At 62.4% G+C, this 22856-nt stretch carries 22 protein-coding genes and 1 pseudogene; 13 read left to right on the top strand and 10 right to left on the bottom strand.

Features of this window, described 5'->3' with window-relative positions; genetic code table 11:
• Nucleotides 1–6: 6 nt before the first annotated feature.
• Entirely contained in the window at nucleotides 7–1698 is a 1692-nt protein-coding gene (locus BLW71_RS10840; RefSeq protein WP_091796228.1) for a sensor domain-containing diguanylate cyclase, read from the bottom strand.
• 709 nt (nucleotides 1699–2407) lie between these two features.
• Between BLW71_RS10840 and BLW71_RS10835 the strand changes: the two genes are divergently transcribed.
• The gene (locus BLW71_RS10835; RefSeq protein ID WP_091796226.1) at nucleotides 2408–4159 is read left to right on the top strand and encodes an ABC transporter permease; all 1752 of its coding nucleotides are present in this window, start codon (nucleotides 2408–2410) and stop codon (nucleotides 4157–4159) included.
• A 19-nt stretch (nucleotides 4160–4178) separates the two neighbouring features.
• Nucleotides 4179–5525: an ABC transporter ATP-binding protein gene (locus BLW71_RS10830; RefSeq protein ID WP_091796224.1), complete on the top strand. Its 1347-nt coding sequence runs from the start codon at nucleotides 4179–4181 to the stop codon at nucleotides 5523–5525.
• A gap of 121 nt (nucleotides 5526–5646) precedes the next feature.
• Here BLW71_RS10830 and BLW71_RS10825 read toward each other — a convergent pair whose 3' ends face one another.
• From BLW71_RS10825 to BLW71_RS10815, 3 genes are all read right to left on the bottom strand, one after another.
• On the bottom strand, nucleotides 5647–6216 hold the full coding sequence (locus tag BLW71_RS10825; protein ID WP_091796222.1) for a hypothetical protein: 570 nt from the start codon (nucleotides 6214–6216) through the stop codon (nucleotides 5647–5649).
• Nucleotides 6213–6791, bottom strand: coding sequence for a hypothetical protein (locus BLW71_RS10820; protein WP_091796220.1), 579 nt, complete (start codon nucleotides 6789–6791; stop codon nucleotides 6213–6215). The genes BLW71_RS10825 and BLW71_RS10820 overlap by 4 nt, the downstream gene beginning before the upstream one ends.
• A 324-nt stretch (nucleotides 6792–7115) precedes the next feature.
• Entirely contained in the window at nucleotides 7116–8174 is a 1059-nt protein-coding gene (locus tag BLW71_RS10815; protein ID WP_091796218.1) for a sigma-54 interaction domain-containing protein, read from the bottom strand.
• A gap of 372 nt (nucleotides 8175–8546) precedes the next feature.
• Here BLW71_RS10815 and BLW71_RS10810 point away from each other — a divergent pair, with 372 nt between their 5' ends.
• From BLW71_RS10810 to otsA, 6 genes are all read left to right on the top strand, one after another.
• The gene (locus BLW71_RS10810; protein WP_091796216.1) at nucleotides 8547–8864 is read left to right on the top strand and encodes an ElaB/YgaM/YqjD family protein; all 318 of its coding nucleotides are present in this window, start codon (nucleotides 8547–8549) and stop codon (nucleotides 8862–8864) included.
• 47 nt (nucleotides 8865–8911) lie between these two features.
• The gene (locus BLW71_RS10805) at nucleotides 8912–9181 is read left to right on the top strand and encodes a hypothetical protein (RefSeq protein WP_091796214.1); all 270 of its coding nucleotides are present in this window, start codon (nucleotides 8912–8914) and stop codon (nucleotides 9179–9181) included.
• A gap of 307 nt (nucleotides 9182–9488) precedes the next feature.
• Nucleotides 9489–10889, top strand: a complete 1401-nt coding sequence (locus tag BLW71_RS10800) for a sigma-54-dependent transcriptional regulator (RefSeq protein ID WP_091796213.1) — start codon at nucleotides 9489–9491, stop codon at nucleotides 10887–10889.
• Between the two features lie 135 nt (nucleotides 10890–11024).
• The gene (locus tag BLW71_RS42190; protein ID WP_091796211.1) at nucleotides 11025–11294 is read left to right on the top strand and encodes a hypothetical protein; all 270 of its coding nucleotides are present in this window, start codon (nucleotides 11025–11027) and stop codon (nucleotides 11292–11294) included.
• A 153-nt stretch (nucleotides 11295–11447) separates the two neighbouring features.
• Nucleotides 11448–11660 carry a hypothetical protein gene (locus BLW71_RS10790; RefSeq protein ID WP_091796209.1) on the top strand — a complete coding sequence of 71 codons (213 nt, stop codon included), beginning with the start codon at nucleotides 11448–11450 and terminating at the stop codon, nucleotides 11658–11660.
• A gap of 212 nt (nucleotides 11661–11872) precedes the next feature.
• The gene (otsA, locus tag BLW71_RS10785) at nucleotides 11873–13300 is read left to right on the top strand and encodes an alpha,alpha-trehalose-phosphate synthase (UDP-forming) (protein ID WP_091796207.1); all 1428 of its coding nucleotides are present in this window, start codon (nucleotides 11873–11875) and stop codon (nucleotides 13298–13300) included.
• 148 nt (nucleotides 13301–13448) lie between these two features.
• Here otsA and BLW71_RS10780 read toward each other — a convergent pair whose 3' ends face one another.
• The 5 genes from BLW71_RS10780 to BLW71_RS10760 all read right to left on the bottom strand — a co-directional run bounded on the left by BLW71_RS10780 (nucleotide 13449) and on the right by BLW71_RS10760 (nucleotide 18096).
• Nucleotides 13449–14906, bottom strand: a complete 1458-nt coding sequence (locus BLW71_RS10780) for an MFS transporter (protein WP_091796205.1) — start codon at nucleotides 14904–14906, stop codon at nucleotides 13449–13451.
• A gap of 125 nt (nucleotides 14907–15031) precedes the next feature.
• A complete protein-coding gene (locus BLW71_RS10775; protein WP_091796203.1) occupies nucleotides 15032–15535 on the bottom strand; it encodes a YbhB/YbcL family Raf kinase inhibitor-like protein in 504 nt (167 codons plus the stop codon).
• Nucleotides 15536–15697: 162 nt separating this feature from the next.
• Nucleotides 15698–16144: a very short patch repair endonuclease gene (locus tag BLW71_RS10770; RefSeq protein ID WP_091796200.1), complete on the bottom strand. Its 447-nt coding sequence runs from the start codon at nucleotides 16142–16144 to the stop codon at nucleotides 15698–15700.
• 54 nt (nucleotides 16145–16198) lie between these two features.
• Nucleotides 16199–17479, bottom strand: a complete 1281-nt coding sequence (dcm, locus tag BLW71_RS10765) for a DNA (cytosine-5-)-methyltransferase (RefSeq protein WP_091796198.1) — start codon at nucleotides 17477–17479, stop codon at nucleotides 16199–16201.
• Nucleotides 17480–17769: 290 nt separating this feature from the next.
• Complete coding sequence (locus BLW71_RS10760) at nucleotides 17770–18096, bottom strand: hypothetical protein (RefSeq protein WP_091796196.1); 327 nt, start codon at nucleotides 18094–18096, stop codon at nucleotides 17770–17772.
• A 176-nt stretch (nucleotides 18097–18272) separates the two neighbouring features.
• Here BLW71_RS10760 and BLW71_RS10755 point away from each other — a divergent pair, with 176 nt between their 5' ends.
• The 3 genes from BLW71_RS10755 (at nucleotide 18273) to BLW71_RS10745 (ending at nucleotide 19838) form a co-directional block, all read left to right on the top strand.
• Nucleotides 18273–18464: a CsbD family protein gene (locus tag BLW71_RS10755; protein WP_074763400.1), complete on the top strand. Its 192-nt coding sequence runs from the start codon at nucleotides 18273–18275 to the stop codon at nucleotides 18462–18464.
• A 210-nt stretch (nucleotides 18465–18674) separates the two neighbouring features.
• The gene (locus BLW71_RS10750) at nucleotides 18675–18896 is read left to right on the top strand and encodes a hypothetical protein (protein WP_091796194.1); all 222 of its coding nucleotides are present in this window, start codon (nucleotides 18675–18677) and stop codon (nucleotides 18894–18896) included.
• A gap of 234 nt (nucleotides 18897–19130) precedes the next feature.
• Nucleotides 19131–19838 carry a glutathione S-transferase N-terminal domain-containing protein gene (locus tag BLW71_RS10745; RefSeq protein ID WP_091796192.1) on the top strand — a complete coding sequence of 236 codons (708 nt, stop codon included), beginning with the start codon at nucleotides 19131–19133 and terminating at the stop codon, nucleotides 19836–19838.
• 326 nt (nucleotides 19839–20164) lie between these two features.
• Here BLW71_RS10745 and BLW71_RS41580 read toward each other — a convergent pair.
• Nucleotides 20165–20287: pseudogene (locus tag BLW71_RS41580) on the bottom strand (cysteine hydrolase); the annotation flags it as partial.
• Between the two features lie 243 nt (nucleotides 20288–20530).
• Here BLW71_RS41580 and BLW71_RS10735 point away from each other — a divergent pair.
• Nucleotides 20531–21604: an acyltransferase family protein gene (locus tag BLW71_RS10735; protein ID WP_091796189.1), complete on the top strand. Its 1074-nt coding sequence runs from the start codon at nucleotides 20531–20533 to the stop codon at nucleotides 21602–21604.
• A 208-nt stretch (nucleotides 21605–21812) separates the two neighbouring features.
• Nucleotides 21813–22841: a methyltransferase domain-containing protein gene (locus BLW71_RS10730; RefSeq protein ID WP_091796187.1), complete on the top strand. Its 1029-nt coding sequence runs from the start codon at nucleotides 21813–21815 to the stop codon at nucleotides 22839–22841.
• The last annotated feature ends 15 nt before the right edge of the window (nucleotides 22842–22856 follow it).

The following is a 22856-nucleotide window of genomic DNA, read 5'->3' as shown; positions in this document are numbered from 1 at the left end:
AGCGCGTTACCAGACGTTGGCCACGGTGCGGGCGGGCGGCGCGGTGTCGTCGGGCGGCAAGGCTTCGGTGCGGTCGCGACCGCCCGATTTTGCCGCGTAGAGGGCCGTGTCGGCGCGGCTCATGATGCGCTCGGGCAGATCGTCGGGCGAGAGTTCGGTGATGCCGATGCTCACGCTCAAGCCCACGGAAGCGGGCAACTTCGGCGAAGGCATTGCTTTCAGGCGCAGCCGCAGGCGCTCGACGACTTCGCGTCCGCCGGCCAGATCCGTGGCCGGCAACAGCAGGCCGAACTCTTCGCCGCCCAGCCGGCCGATCGCATCGGCGCCGCGCAACTCGGCGCGGCAGGTGTCGACGAAATGCTCCAGCGCACGGTCGCCGGCTGCGTGGCCGAAGCGGTCGTTGATCTGCTTGAAGTGGTCGAGGTCGGCGATCGCCATGCACAACGGCTCGTTGCTCACGTGCGCGCGCTCGATCTCATGACGCAGCAAGTCGAGGAAGTAGCGCCGCGACAGCGCGCCGGTCAGCACGTCGTGACGGGCCTCGGCCGAAAGCAGCGTGTTGGCGGATTGCAATTGTTCGGCAAGATCGCGGGTCGCGCGATGGTGGCGCCGCTCGCGCACGTACGACACCGTGATGACCCACGCCAGCGCGACCGTGCCGGCCAGCGTGAGGAACACCAGCAAATGATCGCGCTTGTGATTGCGCAGCAGTTCCGGCCAGGCCGCGAGCGGATCGACCAGATGCGCCGACAGCCCGGAGTTCAGGCCGCCGCGCGCCTGATAGAGCGACGGCACGGGGCGCTCGGACATGCCGAACAGTTGTCCGGCCACGGCGGACGGCACCCACGGCGCCTGTTCGCGCACCTGGGCGTCCACCCTGATCTGGATGTCGGGGAAGCTGTCGCGCAGATAGATGGTCTTGCGCTCGGCGGGACTCATCTGCGCGACGCGTGAGTTCGGCAACGCGCGGCCTTCGAGCGCGCTGTTGTGCGCCATGATGATGACGCCGTTGTCGTCGGTGACGAAGGTGCCGGCATGCGCGACCCAGTGGCGCAGCCGCGCGATCCCAACCTTGGCGACGACCACGCCGACCAGCAGACCGTCCGCATAAGCCGGCGCGGCAATGAAAATGCCGGGCTCGCCGCTCGAGCGTCCCACGCCATAGGCTTCGGAGAAAGCGCCGAGCAGCGCGTTCGTCAGGTAGCCGCGCACGCGCATGTCGGTGCCGACGAACGAGCGCTCGGCCGCGAACGGGTTGTTGATCGAGTTGCTGGAGGCGACGCAGATGCCGTTTGAATTGACGAGCCAGATCTGGTCGAGTCCGGAGAAACCTTGTGCGTCGTGCAGGAAGTTGCTGACGGCGGTCATCTTCGCGTCTTTTAGCAGCGCGGCGCGCAGGGCGGGTTCCGTCGTTTGGTCGTTCACGGCATAATTCTGGGATTGCACCAGAGCGCGCTGGACCACGTCCATTTCGGCCATGGTCGCGGGGATGGCCCGAGACATCGCGAGGTCGCTGGCGATCACTTCCGCCATGTTGTCGACGATCGACGTGGACATTTGCCGCTGCGCACGCAGGGCCGCGTCCAGCTCTTGCTGTACCATCCGGTCCGCGACCATGCCGGCCACGAACCAGCAAACCAGTACGATCAGCATGAAGCTGACCGGCCCGGTTGCCTGGCGCAAGGTTGTCCTGTTCATCGACTCTCTGATCCGTCTGGCTGTGACATGCAACTAGCTCATTCGTGGCAGCGCGCCGGCGCTGTTTCGCCCCTGCGCAAGCGCTCGGCAAAACGCCGCCGCTGTGGCCCGGGATAAATCGACGGCAGGCGTCGTCTTCTGATTTTAACCGTCATGGGGCCAGACGCCATTGTTATTGCGGGAAAGCGAACTACCCGCACCGCGCCCATCAGGTTCTTAACGGCGGCCCGGCCGGTTTCTTAATGGCAGTACGGGTTTTCCGGGGGCCGCCGATGCGATCCGGGTCGCCGCTGCCCCGGCTGAAGATGTGGCCTGCGCGCGACGACGAACGGCCTGCCGCTTGACGTGCGCGCGCGGCCCTCAAGGACGATAGCGGCACGTCCCCCGTTATTTATCGCGATTTACCGCGAAAGGTTGTGCCTGAAACATAGGATGGTGTAGTGTCGTGCCGTCCAAAACAAGGAAAGCTCGCCAGCCTACGGGCGGCGCCCGCGGCGACAGGAGTCGGGTTTGAGGGTTGCGGTCCTGGGCGGCTCGTCCACGGACACATCCTTCACCGGTCCACGTGTCTCCAACGCTAACGATTTACCGCGCACACGCGTTTTGCCATGCCTGATTTCCGCTTTCCGGACCGATCTTCAGACCGCCGCGCCGAAGCCGCGGCCTCCTTGTTGTTTGCGAACTGCTGGCTCGACGGGGAGGGCATCTGATGGATTTCAGCTTCAACCTCAAGCGCACTGCCAATGCGTCGGCATGGCGGGTGCTGCCCAATCGCTGGGATTTCGTCGCCTTCCCGCTGATCATCTGCGTGATCGCCATGGCGGCGATCGGTTTTCACGAGACCTTGGCGCCCATGTCGACGCTCAAGACTCAGACCATCTCGCTCGATCCGGCGAATCTGCCTGAGTACGCCATGCGCACTACGCTGCGCATGCTGGCGGCCATGGTCGCCTCGCTGATCTTCACGCTGGTGTACGGCACGCTGGCGGCCAAGAGCCGCCGCGCCGGGCTCGTGCTGGTGCCGATTCTGGACATCCTGCAGTCGGTGCCGGTGCTCGGCTACATATCGTTTACGGTCACCTTCTTCCTCGCATTGTTTCCCGGCCGTGTGCTCGGCGCCGAACTGGCGGCGATTTTCGCGATCTTCACGAGCCAGGCGTGGAACATGACGTTCAGCTTCTATCAGTCGCTGCGCACGGTGCCGCGCGATCTCGACGAAGTGTCGCGCGGCTTCCACCTCACTTCATGGCAGCGCTTCTGGAAACTGGAAGTGCCGTTTTCGATGCCGGGCCTCATCTGGAACATGATGATGTCGATGTCGGGCGGCTGGTTCTTCGTGGTGGCCTCCGAAGCGATCACGGTCGGCAACCGCACGATCACGCTGCCGGGCATCGGCGCGTATCTGGCGCAGGCGATCTCGGACAAGAACCTGCATGCGATCGGCTGGGTGATCCTCGCCATGACGGTCGTGATTCTCGCGTACGACCAGTTCCTGTTCCGGCCGCTCGTCGCGTGGGCGGACAAGTTCCGCATGGAAAACACCAGTTCGGGCGACGCGCCGGAATCGTGGCTTCTCGATCTGATTCGCCGCACCCGCCTGATCCACCGGCTGCTGGTGCCGCTCGGCTGGATGTTCGCGCGAGCCGCGCGCGTGCCGTTGCGGCTGCCGGCCATCCAGGGGCCGCGCTTCCAGATCCCGCAGATGCAGAAAAGCTCGCGCGTCGGCGATATCGTATGGGCGGCGCTGGTGCTGCTCACCACCGTCTACGTGGTGTACCGCGTCTTCATGTATGTGCGCACCGGCGTCTCGCTGGATGAAGTCTGGCACGTGTTCGTGCTCGGACTCATTACGCTCTTGCGCGTGGTGGTGCTGATCGCGCTGGCCTCGGTCGTGTGGGTGCCGGTTGGTGTGCTGATCGGCTTGCGCCCGGCGCTCGCCGAGAAGATCCAGCCGCTCGCGCAGTTTCTCGCCGCCTTCCCGGCCAATCTGCTGTTCCCGGTGTTCGTGATCGCGATCGTGCGCTTCCACCTGAACCCGGACATCTGGCTGTCGCCGCTGATCGTGCTCGGCACCCAGTGGTATATCCTGTTCAACGTGATTGCCGGCGCGACCTCGTATCCGAACGACTATCGCGAGGCGGCCAAGAACTTCCATATCCGCGGCTGGCAGTGGTGGCGTCAGGCGATTCTGCCGGGCATTTTCCCGTATTACGTCACGGGCGCGATCACCGCGTCGGGCGGCGCGTGGAACGCGAGCATCGTCGCGGAATTCGTGCAGTGGGGCGACACCAAAGTGGCCGCGCACGGCTTGGGCGCTTACATCGCGCAGTCCACCGCCGCGGGCGACTATCCGAAGATCATCGTGGGCATCGCCGTGATGTCCCTGTTCGTGACACTGTTCAACCGCCTGCTGTGGCGTCCGATGTACGCCTACGCCGAAGCCAAGCTCCGGCTTGATTGAAATTTGAAGGCAAAACGCGATGCAAAATCCTAAAGCTGCTATGACCGCCGCGCCGATCCAGACGCCGCCGAAGCCGCCGCGCCTCGGCGAAGAGATCCTGCGCGTCAAGGACGTGTGCCGCGGTTTCAACAAGTCGCAGGGCGAACTGCTCGTCCTCGACGACGCGAACCTGTCGCTGCGCGAAGGTGAGATCGTCGGCTTGCTGGGCCGTTCGGGCTCGGGCAAGTCGACGCTGTTGCGCATCATCGCCGGTCTGATCGAACCGACCGATGGCGAAGTCACGTATATGGGCAAGCCGCTCAACGGTCCCGCAAAGGGCGTCGCGATGGTGTTTCAGACCTTCGCGCTGTTCCCGTGGCTGACCGTGCTGCAAAACGTGGAAGCGGGCCTCGAAGCGCAAGGCGTCGGCGCGAGCGAGCGGCGCACGCGCGCGCTCGCCGCGATCGACCTGATCGGTCTGGACGGTTTCGAAAACGCTTATCCGCGCGAACTGTCGGGCGGCATGCGCCAGCGCGTCGGCTTTGCGCGCGCGCTGGTGGTCGACCCCACGCTGCTGCTGATGGACGAACCGTTCTCCGCGCTCGACGTGCTGACCGCCGAAACGCTGCGTACCGACCTGCTCGATCTGTGGACGCAAGGCCGCATGCCGATCAAGGCGGTGTTGATCGTCACGCACAACATCGAGGAAGCGGTGTTCATGTGCGACCGGATCCTGGTGCTGTCGTCGAATCCGGGCCGCGTGATCGCCGAGATCAAGGTGCCGTTCAAGCATCCGCGTAATCGTCTCGACCCGGCGTTCCGCCGGCTGGTGGACGAGATCTACGCGAAGATGACCGCGCGCCAGACCGACGAAAAGACCAAGAAGGGCCTCGAGCTGCACAGCTGGTTGCCGCATGTATCGACCAACCTGATGGCCGGTCTGATCGAAACATTGGCCGCGGCGCCGTACCACGGCCGCGCCGACATGCCGGAAATCGCCCGTTCGCTGCATCTGGAGGTGGACGATCTGTTCCCGGTCGCCGAAGTGCTGCAGCATCTCGGTTTCGCCGACGTGCGCGAAGGCGATATTTTCCTGACGCCGCCGGCGCGCGTGTTCGCCGAGTTCGGCACGCAGGAACGCAAGATGATGTTCGCCGAGCATCTGCTGCGGCATGTGCCGCTCGCCGCGCGAATCAAGAAGGTGCTCAACGAACGGCCGGGGCATCGCGCGCCGCGCGTGCGCTTCGAACAGGAGCTGGAGGATTTTCTGTCGGACAGCGCCGCGGAAGAGACGCTCGACGCGGTCATCAACTGGGGTCGTTATGGCGAGATCTTCTCGTATAACGACCAGACCGAAATCTTCAGTCTGGAAGACGTGGAGTCTTGAGCGCGCTTGAGTAGCGCGCTTGAGTAGCGCGTTCGAGCTGATCGGTTTGAACGTCGCGCCTCGCGCCGAAGCGAAAGAGGAACGGTAGGGGAGACCCTGCCGTTTTTTTTTTGCCGCGCGCCTATTGCAGATTGCCCCAGCGCTGAACGGCCGGTTCAGCGGACGCCCACTTCCAGCCCTTGTCCTGTTGGCACGCGCTCGCCGTGTACCAGTCCTCATGCGCGCTCGGGCCGTCGCCGTCCTGCACCGAGAACACGAATTCCTTGCAGAGCGCGAGGGCCGAGCCGAATGCGCGCGTCACGCGAACCTGGCCGTGGCCGTTCTCGATCGGCAGCGTGTGCTTGACGGCCCAGGGGCGCGTCTCGCCGACCGGCATGGCGCCAGCCAACGCGGCGATCATGTTCTGCTGATCGGTGTGCATGGTGCGCATATAGTGGCCCACCGCCTCGTCGGTCGCCGCCTGTACGGCAATACCGACACCGATGCCGATCGCCGGATTGGACGTCACGAGACCCGACGCGACACCGGCCGCCGCGCCGCTTGCCGCGCCCACCGACGAGCAGCCGCTCGTCATGACACTCGCGCCGACGCACAGCGCGCCGGCCAGCACGAGCCGCAGCCGGTTGCCGGACCACGTAGCGAGGCGCACGCGGCGCGCCTTGAGTCCAGCCGTATGCGAACGCGCCGTCATTGCAGCGCGCCCCAACGTTCGGTGGCGGGTTCGGCCGATGCCCATTTCCAGTTCTCGCCGTCGCGGCAGATCGAGGCGACATAAAACGCGCTGCTGGCCGGCACATTCTTGGTGGCGGTCTGGTCGACGGAGAAGACGATTTCCTTGCAGTTGAGCGCGCCCGTGCTGATCATGCGGCTGACGGTGACGCGGCCGTGTTCGTCGTCTTCGATCGGCACAGAGTGGGTGACGCTCCATGGCGCCACTGCGCCGACGTCGAGCGGCCCGGCGATTTTGGCGATACCGTCCTGCGTATTCGTGTGAACCACGCGCTCCGAATACTGCACGCCGGCCCGCGCCGCGGCGACCGCGCCGAGGCCGATGCCGGTTGCGACGGCCGCGTTGTTCGTCACTTTTGCCGCGAGCGCGGCGCCTGCGATACCGGCGCCGGCGGTGGCGCCTTCAGAGTAGAGCGAGCTACAGCCGCTCAACGCCGATGAGATCGCCACGACGAGAGCAACGAGTGCCGTGGCGTTGGGACGACCACGCCCGGCGGATTGTTTTGCCCATTCGGCCCAGACCATACTTTTTTGCATTTCCCTGTCTCTGCTCCTGCAAGTGCCTTTCGTTCACGCTCGATAAACACCGAATGAACGAATAACACGCGTTCCCCACCTGGCAATGCGTGTGCCGCATTTTGCAGGATGCTATTTGTAATTGGCAGAGGGAAAATGCAAGCAATTGCAAAAGATGGTGCGAGCAAAATCGGTTTCTGTTTGGCACAGATCGATTTTGATTGGTGGTGCGAAGGGATTGGATTCGGAATTCGACGCGCGCAAGCAAGGGCTTTTTGCAAGCGCTGTCAGATGCACGATGCCGGTACTCACGCGGCTTTTCCACGTGAGTACCGTGTCACGAAGTTATTGCTCGGACTCGTCTTCCGCGCTTTCGTCGCCGTATGCGCTCAAACGGTTGTACAGCGTCTTGAGACTCACGCCAAGTGCTTTGGCCGCACGACGTTTGTCGCCGCCGCAATATTTGAGCGTGCCGAGAATGATCTGTTTTTGCGCGTCGGCGAGCGGCGTGCCGATCCATACGCTCATCGCATCGCCCTGGGTCATGGGCTTTTTCACGCGCGACGCGAGATGCGGATGCGGCAGCTCCACCGTCTTCTCCGCGAGAATGAAGGCGCGATACACCGCGTTCTTCAACTCGCGCACATTGCCCGGCCACGACCAGGTGCGCAGCGTTTCGATCGATTTTTTGCTGAAGCTTTTGCTCGTGCCTTCCTGCTGATTGAGCAGCGCGAGGAAGTGCTGCGCGAGCAGTTCGCGATCGTTCTCACGCTCGCGCAGTGGCGGCGCGCGTAGCGGGAAAACCGCGAGCCGGTACATGAGGTCTTCACGCAGACCGTTTTCCTTGACCGCGACCGCCGGGTCGCGATTGGTCGCGGCGATCACGCGCACGTTGCCGCTGATCAGGTCATTGCCGCCCACGCGATAAAAGGTGCCCGTTTCGAGCGCGCGCAGAAGCTTGACCTGACGCACCGGCGCCATTTCGGTAATCTCGTCGAGGAACAGCGTGCCGCCGTTCGCATGTTCGAAGTAGCCGATGCGGCCCTGCACCGCGCCAGTAAAACTGCCTTTTTCGTGGCCGAACAGTTCGGCTTCGATGAGTTCGTCGGGAATCGCGCCGCAGTTCACGGCGACGAATGGCGCGTCCTTACGGCCGCTTTGATCGTGAATCGTGCGGGCGATCAATTCCTTGCCCGTGCCCGATTCGCCGATGATCAGCGCGGTCGCGTCGGTGCCGGCGACGCGTTCGATCTGCTCGTACAGATCCAGCATCACCGGCGACGAGCCGTACAGCAGGCCGTACGACTTCAGTCCCGCGATGCCGTCCGCGACGCGCTGCTTCGCCTGTGCCGAACCATTGCCGCCGGCGGAGACGGCGGGCGAGTCCAGGTCGATTGACGCCATAAACGGGGGTCCTGTGCAAATGTGTTCGTTGTTGCGGCGCGCAGGCCTGGGAACGAGATAAACCAGTCAAGCCGCTATCTCTCAAAGATTGATTTAACCACTTTGGCACCGTTTTCGGCAATCGATGTGAAGGCCTGCGGATACATTCGTTTCTGGTCGGTCGAAAGTCCCTGGCGCAGCGACCGCCTTGGGATTTAAGGTCAAAGTTACCGGGCACGGTGTTTGCGAATTCCACCCGACACGCGTGTGCTTTTTCTCGCGATCCGATGCCATTCGATGGCTCGTCACTGCGGGTGGCGCTTGCCGATCCGCAGGCCCGGCAGGCTCGCCGGAAAGCTCACGCGAACGCCGAACTCAGACCAGGAGTGAATGATGACTGACACCACGCAACAGCTTGCACTCGGCGGCCAGAAGATTGTCGAAGATCTGCGGGTGCTGCTGAAGGACTCGGAAGAAATGCTGCGGCTTGCCGCCAACGTGCCTGGCGAGGGCGTCGACGCGCTGCGCGACAAGCTGGGTACGCACGTCGAAACCCTGCAATCGGCGCTGGGCGACGCGCAGCAGAATGCGCAACGTCGTTACCGGACAGCCACCGTCAATACCGAACGCTACGTGCGCCACAACCCTTGGCGTTCGATCGGCATTGCCGCGGGCGTCGGCTTCGTGCTCGGCGTCCTGACGACGCGCTAAACGCGCGTTCCGGTACCAATCCGCTTCATGAAGACAAGGAGTTCACGATGGCACGACCTAAAATCGGCATCTTCGGCGCGCTGATGGCGCTCGGTGGCTTTCTGGCTATCCGTTATGTGCAGCGCAGCCGCGCGGCTCAGATTCCGGTGGCGCGTGAATTGAGCCGTTGGGAAAACGAAGGCGGTACGGTGGCGGCGCCGGCAACCCCCGCGGCCAATGCGGCTCCGGCGGCCGATGTGAGCCCGGGCGCGCATGGCGCCAACGGCTCCGCGTATCCGAACGGCAACGGCGGCGCATGGCCGTTTCCTCGCAGCTGACGGCACTGTTTAAACAGCGTCGCCGGTGTGCCGCCCTAGCGGGCGGCGCCCGGGTGCCTTGTTAATTTTGCCTCGATAAAGCCGTATAATAGGTAAATAGACAACAATGTCGGTTTATACCGGGGGTTTTGGCTCGATATTGTTGCAATATTGAATCAAGTCGGTGGTTGGCGTGTTTCGTTCAGGTTGGTGGGCGCTCACATTGGAGCACCTGGCAGCCCGGCAAAGCGCCAGGCCGTCGGCGCGCTTTTAAGCATGCGCCTTAGCATGTATTCCCACACCCACGCTTGCAGGCTTTCGAGACGCGATGCCACATGTACTGATTGTCGATGACGATGCCGGTACCCGCGAGGCGCTTTCCGCCATCATCGGGGAAGACGGCCTGACCACTGCCACCGCGGGCGATTTGCGCGAAGCGCGCATTCAATTGGTCCGGCAGATGCCGGACGTTGTCTTTACGGACCTGAAGCTGCCGGACGGCAGCGGGGTCGATCTGTTCGAAGATCTGGATCCGCGCTCCGGCGTGGAAGTGATCGTGATTACCGGCCACGCCACGGTCGAGTCGGCGGTCAACGCGCTGAAAATGGGCGCCACCGACTATCTGGTCAAACCGATCAACATGCAGCGCGTGAAGGCGATCCTCTCGCGCCTGCCGCGCGCCGGCGACCTGAAAGCGGAAATCGGCACGTTGCGCGGCGAGCTGCGCCGCATGGGCCGCTTCGGTCTGATGCTCGGCAATTCGCCGGCCATGCAGGAGGTCTATGACCAGATCGGCCGCGTCGCGCCGACCGCGGCTTCGGTCATGCTGGTGGGCGAGTCGGGCACCGGCAAGGAAGTCGCCGCGCAGACGCTGCACCAGCTCAGCTTGCGCCGTAAGCACGCGTTTCTCGCGGTGAACTGCGGCGCGATTTCGCCGAACCTGATCGAATCGGAGATGTTCGGCCACGAGCGCGGCTCGTTCACCGGCGCGGACCGTCAGCACAAGGGTTATTTCGAGCGCGCGAACGGCGGCACGCTGTTCCTCGACGAAATCACCGAAATGCCGATCGAGTTGCAGGTCAAGCTGTTGCGCGTACTGGAAACCGGCATGTTCATGCGGGTCGGCACGACCAAGGAAATCGAAACGGACGTGCGCCTGATCGCGGCGACCAACCGCGATCCCGAGCAGGCCGTGCTGGAAGGCAAGCTGCGGCTCGACCTTTACCATCGGTTGAACGTGTTTCCGATCAGTTTGCCGCCGTTGCGCGAACGCGGTAAGGACGTGGAACTGCTGGCGCAGGCTTTCCTCGACGAACTCAACGAACGCCACAGTACCAAAAAGCATTTCCCCGCAGCCGTGAAGGACATGCTGATGTCGTACCCGTGGCCGGGCAATGTGCGCGAGTTGAAGAACTACGTGCAGCGCGCGCACATCATGTCGGGTTCGGATTCGGACAGCACGGCGACCGTGCCGCTGCAGATCACGCTGTCCAAGCCCGCAGCCGGCACCGCGATTACGATTCCGTTCGGCACGTCGCTTGCCGAAGCGGACCGTCAACTGATTCTGGCGACGCTCGAGCAGTGCGGCGGCGTGAAGACGCGGGCCGCCGAGATCCTCGGCATCAGCCTGAAGACGCTGTACAACCGCCTCGTCGAGTATGGCAACGACGCGCGCGAAGACGGCGATGCCGCCGACGAATCGCGCGCACTGGGCGGCGCGGACGCTTAATCGTCACTGCGTGTCAGCGGCGTGCCACCCGCGCCGCTGACACCGTTCACCACCGCCGATGTGATCCTGCCGGGCGCATCCGTAACGGCACAGGCCTTGCTGCATTCCGTTGGAACGCAAACGAGGATACACAACATGCCGGAATACGCTGCCGCTCCCGTGCTTCCCCTGCCGATGCATGCTCACCGCCCCGAGCCGATCGAGCCGCCATCAGCTCCTCCGATTGCGCCACCGAGTCCCGGCGAGCCCGACACCATTCCTGTTCCGAGTCCCGATCCGGGGCCGCAACCGATCGAACCCATCGAACCAGTCGCTCCGCCGATTGGCGATCCGCCGCCGCAGCCCACGCAAACGCCACAAGCCAGTCAGGGGTGGCCGTCACCGTCGCCACGCATGCAACTCTGACGCGTTCCGTGCGTTGCGCCACAGTCCGACGTCGAGAATTTATGTACTTGTTACAAAGCCGGCGCATCTTTTACCGGCAAATTACCTTGGCGGCCCCTAGACTGTATTGATGCCGCAAAACTGGCGGCAGGCTTCCCCTTGGAGGCGTGGATCATGAGACATCCAGCACTGCGACGTTCAGCGCGTCATTCGAAGCGCGATTCCCGGCCGGGCGGCAGCAAGGACAGCGCGACGGCGTCGCCCGATCCGGCAGGGCAGAACCGCGTCGCGCCCGATGCGCCGCCAGACGGCGAGCACAACCAGGGCGGCGTGCGGCCGGAAGGGCTTGAATATCAGCGCGACCTGGGCTCGGAGCAGGACGCCTGAGACGGTTCGACGACCGGTAAGAGGCGTTCCGGTTTCGTCAGATAAAGCAGAAAAAATTTCTTCGTGGCGGAGCGGCGCTGCGCGTTTTTGCTCGCTCGTCACATTTGCATACATTTTTATTTCCAACATCTCAAAAAACGGCACGCGACTTGCATGCACCTTTTTGGCACATATCCGTATGCAACGAAACAACTGAACTAGGTGGAGCACCAATGAGCAGACTGATCGTGGTATCGAATCGTGTCGCGCCGACCCAGGAAGGCCGTCCCGCAGCGGGTGGCCTCGCTATCGGCGTGCTGGACGCGTTGAAGGAAACCGGCGGAGTCTGGTTCGGCTGGAGCGGCGAGACGGTGAGTGAGCCGAGCGCTCCGGTGATCGAGAAACAAGGCAACGTGACGTACGCGACGGTGGGCCTCACCAAGCGCGACTACGACCAGTATTACCGCGGTTTTTCCAATGCGACGCTGTGGCCGACGTTCCACTATCGCAATGACCTGTCGCGCTACGACCGGCAGGAATATGCGGGCTACCAGCGTGTGAACGCGACGCTCGCGAAGCAACTCAAGGAGTTGCTCAAACCCGATGACATCATCTGGGTTCACGACTATCACCTGCTGCCGTTCGCGCGTTGTCTGCGTGAACTGGGGGTGAAGAATCCGATCGGCTTCTTCCTGCATATTCCGTTTCCGGTGCCGGAAGTATTGCGGACCATTCCGCCGCACGAAGAACTGGTCAAGGCCATGTGCAGCTATGACGTGATCGGCTTCCAGACGGAGGCGGACCGCCAGTCGTTCGTCGACTTCATCGAGCGCGGCCAGCACGGCACCTCGAGCGAGGACGGCATGGTGCACGCGTACAACCGCTTCCTCAAAGTGGGCGCGTATCCGATCGGAATCTATCCGGACGCGATTGCCAAGGCCGCCGAACAGTTCACCGACCGTAAGCCGGTGCGCAGCCTGCGCGACGGCATGCGCGGGCGCAAGCTGATCATGAGCGTGGACCGTCTCGATTATTCGAAGGGTCTGGTGGAACGCTTCCAGGCCTTCGAGCGGCTGCTGCTGAACGCGCCGGGTTGGCACGGTCGCGTGTCGCTGGTGCAGATCGCGCCGCCGACGCGCGCGGACGTGACGACTTACCAGCGGATTCGGCAAACGCTCGAGGGCGAAGCCGGCCGCATCAATGGCCGGTTCGCGCAGCTCGACTGGACCCCGATTCAGTATCTGAATCGCAAATACGAGCGCAATCTGTTGATGGCGCTATTCCGCCAATCTCAGGTCGGCTACGTGACGCCGCTGCGCGACGGCATGAATCTCGTCGCGAAGGAATATGTCGCCTCGCAGGATCCGGCCGATCCGGGCGTGTTGGTGCTGTCGCAATTCGCCGGCGCCGCCGAGCAGTTGCCGGGCGCGCTGGTCGTCAATCCGTTCGATCTGTCGCAGATGGCCGAAGCGCTGGAGCGCGCATTGTCGATGCCGCTCGCCGAGCGACAGGCGCGGCATGCCGACATGATGGCGCCGATGCGCGAGAACAATCTGTCCGTCTGGCGCGATACATTCCTCGCCGATCTGCGCAACGTCGCGACGGCCTCTTCGGTGGCCGCTAAAGCGGTAAAGCTCGCTGACGTGACCGCATCGTCGTAGCCGGATTAGCGGCCGCGCGGCTTGCGGTTGCGCTGCGCGTGCTGGTCACGTCGCTGAATCAATGTGATGGTTCTGGATGAGAAGAAGGGCGCGAATCGCGTGGTGCGAAACGCGCCCTTTTTGCATGGCTGCGTCCGAACGACTCCGGTCAAGCATTCAGGCCGCTTGCGCGATGCCCCGGCTGCACCACCCGCATCGTGCTGATCACGGCGGCGAGTGCCGAGAAGCACGCGGCGACATAGAGCGCGATGGTCGGCCCGTGTTGCGGCGCAACGCCGAAGATCAGCGCGACCAGCGCCGCGCCGAGCGTCTGCCCGGTCAGGCGCGCGGTGCCCAGCATGCCGCTCGCGCCGCCGCTGCGCTCGCGCGGCGCCGAGGACAGCATGGTGCGATTGTTCGGCGACTGGAAGATGCCAAAGCCCGCGCCGCACAGCGCCATGCGCCACGCAATCTGCATGGCGTCGGGGTGCGCGCCGAGTGTGGCGAGCAATATCAGCCCCGCCGTCATGGCGGCCAGCCCGACGCCGCCCAGCCATCCCGACGACACCTTGTCCGACAGGAAGCCCGCAATTGGCGCCGCGATGATGATCACGGCCGGCCAGGGCGTCATGAGCAGCCCGGTTTCCACCTGCGACAATCCCAGCGTTTCCTGCAACAGAAAGGGCAGTGATACGAAGGCGAGCATCTGCGCGCAGAACGAACAGACCGAGGTCCCGATCGAAAGCGCAAAGATGGGAATCCTGAGCAAATCGACCGGCAGCAGCGGCGCCGGCTGCGTCAACTGACGGCGCACGAAGAAATAGCCGATCACCACGGCCGCAATCACTTCGATCGCGACGTAGCCTACGCGCTCGCCGTGGCCGAGTCCGTCGACGGCAAAAATCAGCAGGCCGAATACGAACGCGTTCATCACCGCGCTCAGGTAGTCGTAGGGCGATTCGTGGCCGCGGTTCATCGGCAGCGCCTTCAGGCCGCCGACAATGGCCGCGATGCCGATCGGCACGTTGATCGCGAACAGCCACGGCCACGAGGCGACGGCGAGCACGCCGGAAGCGACGGTCGGCCCGACCGCCGCCGACACAGCGACCACCATCGCGTTGATCGAGACGCCGCGCCCGAGCTGACCGGGCGGATAGATCATGCGCACCAGCGCCGTATTGACGCTCATGATGCCCGCGGCGCCGAAGCCTTGAATCACGCGAGCGAGCGCGAGCGTCGGCAGCGAAGTCGACATTGCGCAACCGAGCGAGGCCACCGTGAACAGGATCAGCCCACCGAGGTAGATGCGCCGGTAGCCGATGCGATCGCCGAGCGAGGCAAGCGGCAGCAGCGAGATGGTGATCGCGAGCTGATAGGCGTTGACGACCCAGATCGAACCCGCGGCGCTAGCGTGCAGGTTGCGCGCGATAGTCGGCAGCGCCACGTTGGCGATCGCGCTGTCGAGCACCGCCAGCGTGAGGGCGAGCGCAATGACCAGCATTGCCCAGTAGCGCTGCGGAACCGGCAGGCCTTGTTCGGTGTTGTCCGATAACGCGGTGTCGGGGGCGAGTGTGTCGGCCGCTTCGGGGGGAAGGGCGCCGTCCTTGCGCGATGGTTGTGCGTGCATCGATTGTTCGAGTTGTAGGGGAAGGCTCAGCGGTCACGCGACGAGTCACGCGCGTTGCGCGCCGCCATCGAAACAGCCGGCCGTCGCAACGACGATGCCGGCGCGCCGGCATCGCGTCTCGCGCATTATTTGAGTTCGTACAGGCCGGTATGAGTGGTCGAGTCGAGTTCGTTCAGATGCGTCATGAAACGCGCCACTGCGTTGGTGGTGTCCGCGTTGATCGGCAGATGCGGCACCCGCAGCGCGTGCAGACGGAAGATGTAGCGGTGCGCCTTGTCGCCACGCGGCGGCGCGGCGCCGCCGAAGCCGACCGTGCCGTAATCGTTTCGCACCTGCAGCGCGCCTTGCGGCAGCAACGAGCCGTCCGCCTTGCCGGCATTGCGCGGCAGCGAGCGGGCGTCGGCCGGAATGTTCACCACGACCCAGTGCCAGAAGCCGCTGCCGGTCGGCGCGTCGGGATCGTGAACGGTCAGCGCGAAACTTTGGGTGTCGGGCGGCGGCGCTTCCCACTGCAATGCCGGTGAGATGTTTTCGCCGTCTACGCCGAACGCCTTGTCGTGATATTCGTGGGCTTTCGGCATGAAGCCGTTGGTGGGAAATTCGTCGGACCAGAGACGGAATTCTGCCATGATGTGCCTCCCTTCTTGAGTGGTTCTGGGATGGTCGGGGCGAGTGGCTGTACAACCGCTTTGGAGCGCCGAGCGCCACGTATAAGTGCCCCGAGTTAGCCAATCGAGTGTATCACCAGCGGGCTTCGCGTTCGTGCGCGCAGGACGGACTACAAGCGGCTTTCAGCCGCGTTCCTCGAAGCTCGGCGCGTCGCTCTTCAGCCAGTCGACGAGCCGCTGCAAGACCCCTTCGATATCGCGATTCGCGCCACGCAAAGCGCATTCCCACACCACGGCGACGCGCCAGCCGCTCGCGAGGAGCGCCGCGCGAACCTTGTCGTCGTTGCTGCGATTGCGGCCGATCTTGTCGCGCCAGAACTCCGGCCGCGTTTGCGGCCATTTGAAAAGACGACAGTCGTGGCCATGCCAGAAACAGCCATGCACCAGCACGACAGCGCGGTAGCGCGGCAACACGATATCCGGGCGTCCCGGCAGATCGCGCGCGTCAAGGCGGAAGCGGAAACCCTGGCGATGCAGCAGGCTGCGGATCAGAATTTCGGGCTTGGTATTGCGCCCGCGGATGCCGGACATCATCCGGCTGCGCGTCGCGCTATCGACGATATCCACCATGTCTAGCGCCGCGCCGGTGCGTCGACAAGCCGCCCACGCACACCTATTGATCGCTCACGCGTACAGCGAGAGAGTTTGCTTCGAGCCATGGCGTGTTTCCTCGGCGAGCAGGGTTTGCACATGCGGCAGCATGATGCGCGCCACTTCGCGCATGACCGGCATCACGACGCTGTTGCCGAACTGTCGGTACGCCTGCGTGTCGCTCACCGGGATTCTGAAGGTATCGGGAAAGCCCATCAGCCGCGCGCATTCGCGTGGCGTGAGGCGGCGCGGCCGCAGCGCCTCGCCTTGGTAGACGAGGATTTCCGAGCCGTCCTTGTGATAGCGCGCCGACAGCGTGCGCGTCACGCTGTTCGGATAAGCCATGCCGAAGCCGAAGCCGTTGCCCGCCGCGCGGTGTTTCTCCGCGTAGTTCTGCAGATAGGTCCAGAGGTTCGGCGTAAGCGTGTACTTGGGTTGCACGCGTCGGCTCGCGTGATCGAAGAAACGGTCGTGGTCCCACGGCAGCACCGGTTCGCTGCCGTCCGTGCGATGCAGGATCGAGCCGAGGCGCGGGCCGTTGTCCGGCAACTGCAGATCGTCCCACGAGAACGAGGTTTTGCCGCGAAACCCGACAATGATGATCCGCTCCCTGTGCTGCGGCGTGAAATGCTGGCCGTCCACCACGCGATAGTGCACTTCGTAGCCCAACTCGTCGCGCAAGGTCTGCAGGATTACGTCGAAGGTGCGGCCCTTGTCGTGCGACAGCAGATTCTTAACGTTTTCCAGCAGGAATGCGGCGGGGCGCTTTGCCGCGATAATCCGCGCGACGTCGAAAAACAGCGTGCCCTGCGTGGTGCACTCGAAACCATGCGGCCGGCCGAGCGCGTTCTTCTTGCTCACGCCGGCGATCGAAAACGGCTGGCATGGGAAGCCGCCGAGCAGCACGTCGTGGCTCGGCACTTCTTCAGCCGGAAACGAGACGATATCGCCGATCAGCGCGTGCTCGCCGCCGCTCGGGTAATTCTCGCGATACGTCTTGGTCGAAAAGTCGTTCCACTCGCTGGTAAAGACGCAGTCGCCGCCATGCGCCTCGAAGCCCATGCGAATCCCGCCGATGCCGGCGAACAGGTCGATAAAGCGGAACTGGGCGCTGTCGCCCGCGCTGCGCCTCGCTCGCGCCCGGTTTTGCAGCAGGTCGCGCAAGGCGGGTTCCAGCATCGCCGGGCAGGGTGTTTCGCCTTTTTCCCAGCGACGCACCGTCTTGATGTCCTTGCCGACATGCGCGGCGATTTCGCGTTGAGTGAAGCGGGCGCGCGCTTGCTGGAGCAATGCGAGCGGTGCGGCGAGGGTCACGGGTGTCCTTGCTGGGAATTTTTGCGGACATTATGACCTAAGGTCGTCCCATTTCCCTATTTTTTGCATCGCTTGGGCAGAAAATTTCCAGCAACGGCACGCATTGTCCACGGGAGGTCCGCGCCTAAATGCGGCTGTCACAGTTGCGCGTGTAAGCTTCCAGCGTGACGCAAAATCCCTGCGTTGCGACGTGTTGAGGCCGCGACATGGTTCGCGGCCGTTTTTTTAAGTCGTGAGCAATGGGGATACGGCCGGCCCGGAAAGGTCGGCGTTTTCAGGCTCGCAGCGCCTCAGGCAGTGTGGTGGGCGCTGGCCGGATAGGGTGGCGGAAAGAGGGCGGCGGAGGCCGGGGCCAGTGCGTCCCATGCCAGTTGAGGTTCGGCCTGGAACTGGTCGAGCTGAAGCAGAAGGCTGTCGACCGCGCACAGTTGTGCGTGAGACAGATTGTCGGCGTCGAGCAACTGGTAGAGGCGCTTGCGCCAATATGCGGCCGACAGGATCGGCCCGCCCAGATCGCCGTGTAAAGACGGCCGCATCACACGCGCAATGTGCGCAATGTCCCGATCGATCAGTGCAGCTTGGGACGACCCCGAAAGCGTAATCAGTGTACGGTCCATGGCTCCTCCATGGCACCCTTTACGGCAGACTGTGCCGGGACTTTAGGGTTTTTTTAAAATATTTTTTTACGGTGCTCCTTGGGGCAGATCGCTGCCGTGATGCCTCGGGCACACCCGTTGCTGAATACGGGTACTGGCGTAATCTCGCGCCGGCATTCCAAATAGTGGAGCCGAACATGAACAAGGACCAGGTGAAGGGTGTGGCCGAGCAGGTCAAGGGCAAGGTCAATGAAGCAATCGGCAAGGCCACGGACAATCCGGGCAAGGAATTGAAGGGCGACCTGCAACAAGGCGCTGGCAAGGTGCAGAAGGCCTATGGCGACGCTAAAGAAGACGCCAAGGACAATGCGAAGCGCAACGCGCCGTAATCGGCTGCGACCAGATTGACGGAAAAGGCGCCTCGGCGCCTTTTTCCGTTTCTGAGCGGTGCCTTTGACCGTGAACGTCTTGTCTTGGACAGTGGGCTATCGTGCCGATGGCGATTTTCGCCTGGGAGTAACCCGGGGTCGGCACGCGGAGCATTCCGCACGCGGAGCGTCGCCTTTAGACTTGGCGCATCCAACACGGAGACGGCGCCCATGACACCCGAGAAAATTCTTTCGATGTTCGAACGGCAATACCTGGAGGGCAAGACGCCCGTCGATCTGGAGCAGACTTGCGCGAGTTTTGCGAGTTGGCTGGCGGTGGCGTGGGAGTTGCTCGACGCAGAGCAGAAGACGCTGCTCCTGACGATCGGCGCGACTCTGTGGCGTGAAGGTTATAACTTGCGCGCCGGCGCGGCGACGAAGGATTTGTGGTGAGTCGCGCCTCGCGAGCGTTGCTGCGTTAGCGGTGCGGTGCTCGCAATACGTCGACGCACGTGCGCGCCGTGCCGGCGTGGCCTCTGAGCAGCGCGCCGACGCGTTGTACCAAGTCGGTTTATATTTGACGATCCCGCGTTGGTATTTTGGGCGCCGGTCCTCCAGCCGGCGCCGAAGCCCGATGCCTCATGCCCCTATCAGGCCGCAACATTCGCACAAGGGTTACATCGTCACATGACCGATCTATCTGCTTTTCCGATCACGAATAAATGGCTTGCTGAGCATCCGGACCGGATTCAGCTCTACTCGCTGCCTACGCCCAATGGCGTGAAGGTGTCGATCATGCTCGAAGAGACGGGTTTGCCGTATGAACCGCATCTCGTGCGCTTCGATACGAATGATCAGATGACGCCGGAGTTTCTGTCGCTCAATCCGAACAACAAGATCCCCGCGATCATCGATCCGAATGGGCCGGACGGCAAACCGCTGCCGCTGTTCGAATCCGGCGCGATCCTGATCTATCTCGCGGACAAGAGCGGCAAGTTTATTCCGCAGGACGCCGCCGGCCGCTATGAAGCGCTTCAGTGGGTGATGTTCCAGATGGGCGGAATCGGGCCGATGTTCGGGCAGGTGGGTTTCTTCCACAAGTTCGCCGGCAAGGAGTATGAAGACAAGCGTCCGCGCGATCGTTACATCGGCGAAGCGAAAAGGCTGCTCGGCGTGCTGGATCGGCAACTCGAAGGACGCGACTGGATTCTCGGCGATATGTACTCGATCGCCGATATCGCCACCTTTCCGTGGGTGCGCAATCTGATTGGCTTCTATGAGGCGGGTGAGCTCGTCGGCATTCAGGATTTCCCGAACGTGACACGCGTGCTGGCGGCATTCGTCGCGCGACCGGCTGTCGCGAGGGGTCTGGAGATTCCGAAGCGGCCCGCGTAGGCGAGTCGTGAGGCCGGGCGGGGGGGTGGCGTCCGGCCGTGGTTTAATGAAGTCACCGCGCGAGTTGCGTTAGGTCTCAGTACCCATTGGTCTGCTTCGAGACCGGCGGTAGTGGGCAGCAACTCGCGCTGGGCGAGTTGCCCGGCTGCTCTGTCAGGGTAAAGCGCCAAGTGTTATGGTTGAGCAGGGATCATTAGGATGCCAAATATAAAATTCCCTTGCCGAATTATGTGTCGCTTTTTCGGTGGTCAATAGGAGTACGTCGGCCGTACTCATCACCGACCCAAAGGTGTCTGGTATGTCGGCGTGAATTTCGACTTGCCGGCTATCGGCAGCGAGCCCGTGAAATATTCGTTCTGGAAGTCGATCAACAGCAACGCCGTGCGGCGAGCGATGAGCGAGGCGGGGGCGCAGGCATGCGGGATGCTACACAGTGTTCGGTTGGACATGCAGTTCTCTTTGATGGTGGTCGGAAAGGAACCGGGTCTAGGGTAGGGGACGCATCGCAACAACGCCGCGGGCAGGACTAAGTCTGAGCGTGATTTGCGCAGATCGCAGCTCGTTTTCTCGTCTTGAAGGTACTCGCTGACTGGCTGAATCGTTATAGCGTCAGCCTTACCAAATATCTCAAGAAATCATTGATTGTCGCTATCCGCGTAGCGGGATAGTCGCCGCACACTCCGGAATAGGTCATGGATCAACCGCAGCATCTTCGGATTGCCGGGCTCGACGGCCTGCGCGCACTGTCCGTCATAGCGGTCTTTCTTGCGCATACTGGCCTTGCGGGTGTGGTGGGAGGCGGATATGTCGGCGTCGATGTATTTTTCGTTTTGAGCGGCTACCTCATCACAAGCTTGCTCGTAACGGAGCATTCGCGCACCGGGCGGATCGATTTGCCGGCTTTTTATTGGCGGCGCGCCCGGCGCCTTTATCCCGCTTTGTGTCTGATGCTGGCCGGCGTCACACTCTATTGTCTGATATTTCCCGTTGCCTTCAGGGTTGGGTGGGAAGTCTTACCGGCTTTCTTCTACGTGATGAATTGGGTTCGTGCGCTCGGGATCTACGACGCTCATCTCACCGGACATGCATGGACATTGGCAGTGGAGGAGCAGTTTTACCTGGTTTGGCCGCTGATTCTGCTGGTTGTGTTGAAATTCTGGCCACGTCGCGCCTTGATCACGTTTGCCCTTCTGACCGTTGCGGTGATCTTTTGGCGCTCGTATCTCATCTCGCTTGATCTTTCCATGGCCCGCATTTATTGCGGCTTTGATACTCATTCCGACGGGCTTCTGATCGGCGCTTTGCTGGCAGTGATGCCTCGCCGATGGGCAGTCAGGGCCGGGAAGTTGTGGCCGGTTGCTGCTGTGTATCTGTCTTTCGTATTGCTCAGCGAAACCGGCATTGAGTTTTCGTTGCGAGCGGTGGGATATCCCCTGACGCCATTGGCCGCGGCATTCATCGTCGCGAAGGTCGTCACGCAACAGCGCTCCGCTCTAGTGAGGGCGCTCAGCATTGCGCCGCTAGCGGGGTTCGGTCGTGTTTCGTACGGCTTTTACCTCTGGCATTACGTTGTGCTGCAGTCGATGCTCTACGGCGGGTACGAAACCATGGGCGCATTTTTCGGTGGATTTTCTCATCCCAGAATCGCCATGGTGACGATCACATTCGGTGTGTCAATCGCACTGACCCTTTTCTCGTGGTTTGTCATCGAAAAGCCGGCCATGCGATTGCGTTTCCCTTGGAGGCGCAACGTGGCGATGGCTTGAGCCGATGGCACGGACGCGAGCTTCACGCTCATGAGCGTACGAGCCTCGCCAAATGGGCGGCGTTTATCGCGTATTCGGCTACGGATAGTCGGGCGACTACCCTTCAATTGTTTAGTTTTTGTGTAAGGCAATAGAGATTGTTTTATTCGCCGGTCGGGCAAGGCATGGTAAGTTGCGTGATGGTCGGCCCATTGCAGAGAGGTGGTTCATGAATCTGGTTACGACGCTTCGCCGCGGGCACCTTCTGAAACACATCGATCTGTCGGGCGTCGGCCTGGAGATTGGGCCGTATGATCAGCCGACCGTCTTCAAGTCTGAAGCAGACGTTCGGTATCTGGACTGGAAAGATAAAGAGCAACTGGTGCAGGAGTGTACGCATCCTGACATGATCGTCGACATACCCGATATCGATTATGTGGTTCATTCGAATCGGTACTGCGACTATATCGCCGATAAGTTCGACTACATTATCGCGAATCATGTGATGGAGCATGCGCCGAACATGATTCAATGGCTGTCCGATCTGTGCGACATGATGCAGCCGGGCGGCGTTCTGTTTCTCGCGCTGCCGGACAAGAAGTTCAGTTTCGACAAGTACCGCCAGGATACGGCGCTGAGCCATTTTGTGGCCGAGTATCTGGCGGGCGTCGAGGACATTCCGCGCGAACATCAAATCGAATGTGAAATCTACTACGACGAAGCATTCGTCAACAAGCCGATGCATGTGGCGGATAAGCTGGATATGAACCGCATCATGGAGAAGCTGAAGGCGCCTCCGCATGTCGGCATTCACAGCCATGTTTTCGAAAGCGGTACGATCGTGTCCAAGGTTTTGAAGCCTATCCTCATGATGGGTTTCGTGGAATTCAATCTGGTCGACTTTGTGCCTGCGCGCGGCGAGACCGGCGGAGAGATGATCATTGTTCTTCGCAAAGAACCGCCTCGCGTGGAACTGGCGACCGAAGAGTTCTACAGTGCCGCGGTGGAGACGACGCATACGTCGAACACGGCTGACACCGTTGACGCGGTCGCCACGGCGCAGCGGCTGGCCGATGCCGAGAAAGCCGTTACGGAATTGCGCGCGAGGCTGGCAGTGATGCAAGAAGAAATCGCATCGAGGACGTCGACGATCAGTGCGCTCGAGTCGTCCACATCCTGGCGAATCACCGCACCGTTGCGCGCCGCGGTGACAAAGCTTCGAGGGCTCGGCTCGGGCGGGCGAAACGTCTCGTATTGAGGGGCCACGTCGAAG

The organism is Burkholderia sp. WP9, from assembly GCF_900104795.1.
Classification (GTDB): domain Bacteria; phylum Pseudomonadota; class Gammaproteobacteria; order Burkholderiales; family Burkholderiaceae; genus Paraburkholderia.
Note: the sequence above shows the minus strand (reverse complement) of the source record. Positions and strands in the feature narration are given on the sequence as shown.

Coding starts and splice junctions, on each gene's coding strand:
- BLW71_RS10840 (WP_091796228.1), bottom strand. CDS start 1,698: ATGAACAGGACAACCTTGCGCCAGGCAACCGGGCCGGTCAGCTTCATG.
- BLW71_RS10835 (WP_091796226.1), top strand. CDS start 2,408: ATGGATTTCAGCTTCAACCTCAAGCGCACTGCCAATGCGTCGGCATGG.
- BLW71_RS10830 (WP_091796224.1), top strand. CDS start 4,179: ATGCAAAATCCTAAAGCTGCTATGACCGCCGCGCCGATCCAGACGCCG.
- BLW71_RS10825 (WP_091796222.1), bottom strand. CDS start 6,216: ATGACGGCGCGTTCGCATACGGCTGGACTCAAGGCGCGCCGCGTGCGC.
- BLW71_RS10820 (WP_091796220.1), bottom strand. CDS start 6,791: ATGCAAAAAAGTATGGTCTGGGCCGAATGGGCAAAACAATCCGCCGGG.
- BLW71_RS10815 (WP_091796218.1), bottom strand. CDS start 8,174: ATGGCGTCAATCGACCTGGACTCGCCCGCCGTCTCCGCCGGCGGCAAT.
- BLW71_RS10810 (WP_091796216.1), top strand. CDS start 8,547: ATGACTGACACCACGCAACAGCTTGCACTCGGCGGCCAGAAGATTGTC.
- BLW71_RS10805 (WP_091796214.1), top strand. CDS start 8,912: ATGGCACGACCTAAAATCGGCATCTTCGGCGCGCTGATGGCGCTCGGT.
- BLW71_RS10800 (WP_091796213.1), top strand. CDS start 9,489: ATGCCACATGTACTGATTGTCGATGACGATGCCGGTACCCGCGAGGCG.
- BLW71_RS42190 (WP_091796211.1), top strand. CDS start 11,025: ATGCCGGAATACGCTGCCGCTCCCGTGCTTCCCCTGCCGATGCATGCT.
- BLW71_RS10790 (WP_091796209.1), top strand. CDS start 11,448: ATGAGACATCCAGCACTGCGACGTTCAGCGCGTCATTCGAAGCGCGAT.
- otsA (WP_091796207.1), top strand. CDS start 11,873: ATGAGCAGACTGATCGTGGTATCGAATCGTGTCGCGCCGACCCAGGAA.
- BLW71_RS10780 (WP_091796205.1), bottom strand. CDS start 14,906: ATGCACGCACAACCATCGCGCAAGGACGGCGCCCTTCCCCCCGAAGCG.
- BLW71_RS10775 (WP_091796203.1), bottom strand. CDS start 15,535: ATGGCAGAATTCCGTCTCTGGTCCGACGAATTTCCCACCAACGGCTTC.
- BLW71_RS10770 (WP_091796200.1), bottom strand. CDS start 16,144: ATGGTGGATATCGTCGATAGCGCGACGCGCAGCCGGATGATGTCCGGC.
- BLW71_RS10760 (WP_091796196.1), bottom strand. CDS start 18,096: ATGGACCGTACACTGATTACGCTTTCGGGGTCGTCCCAAGCTGCACTG.
- BLW71_RS10755 (WP_074763400.1), top strand. CDS start 18,273: ATGAACAAGGACCAGGTGAAGGGTGTGGCCGAGCAGGTCAAGGGCAAG.
- BLW71_RS10750 (WP_091796194.1), top strand. CDS start 18,675: ATGACACCCGAGAAAATTCTTTCGATGTTCGAACGGCAATACCTGGAG.
- BLW71_RS10745 (WP_091796192.1), top strand. CDS start 19,131: ATGACCGATCTATCTGCTTTTCCGATCACGAATAAATGGCTTGCTGAG.
- BLW71_RS10735 (WP_091796189.1), top strand. CDS start 20,531: ATGGATCAACCGCAGCATCTTCGGATTGCCGGGCTCGACGGCCTGCGC.
- BLW71_RS10730 (WP_091796187.1), top strand. CDS start 21,813: ATGAATCTGGTTACGACGCTTCGCCGCGGGCACCTTCTGAAACACATC.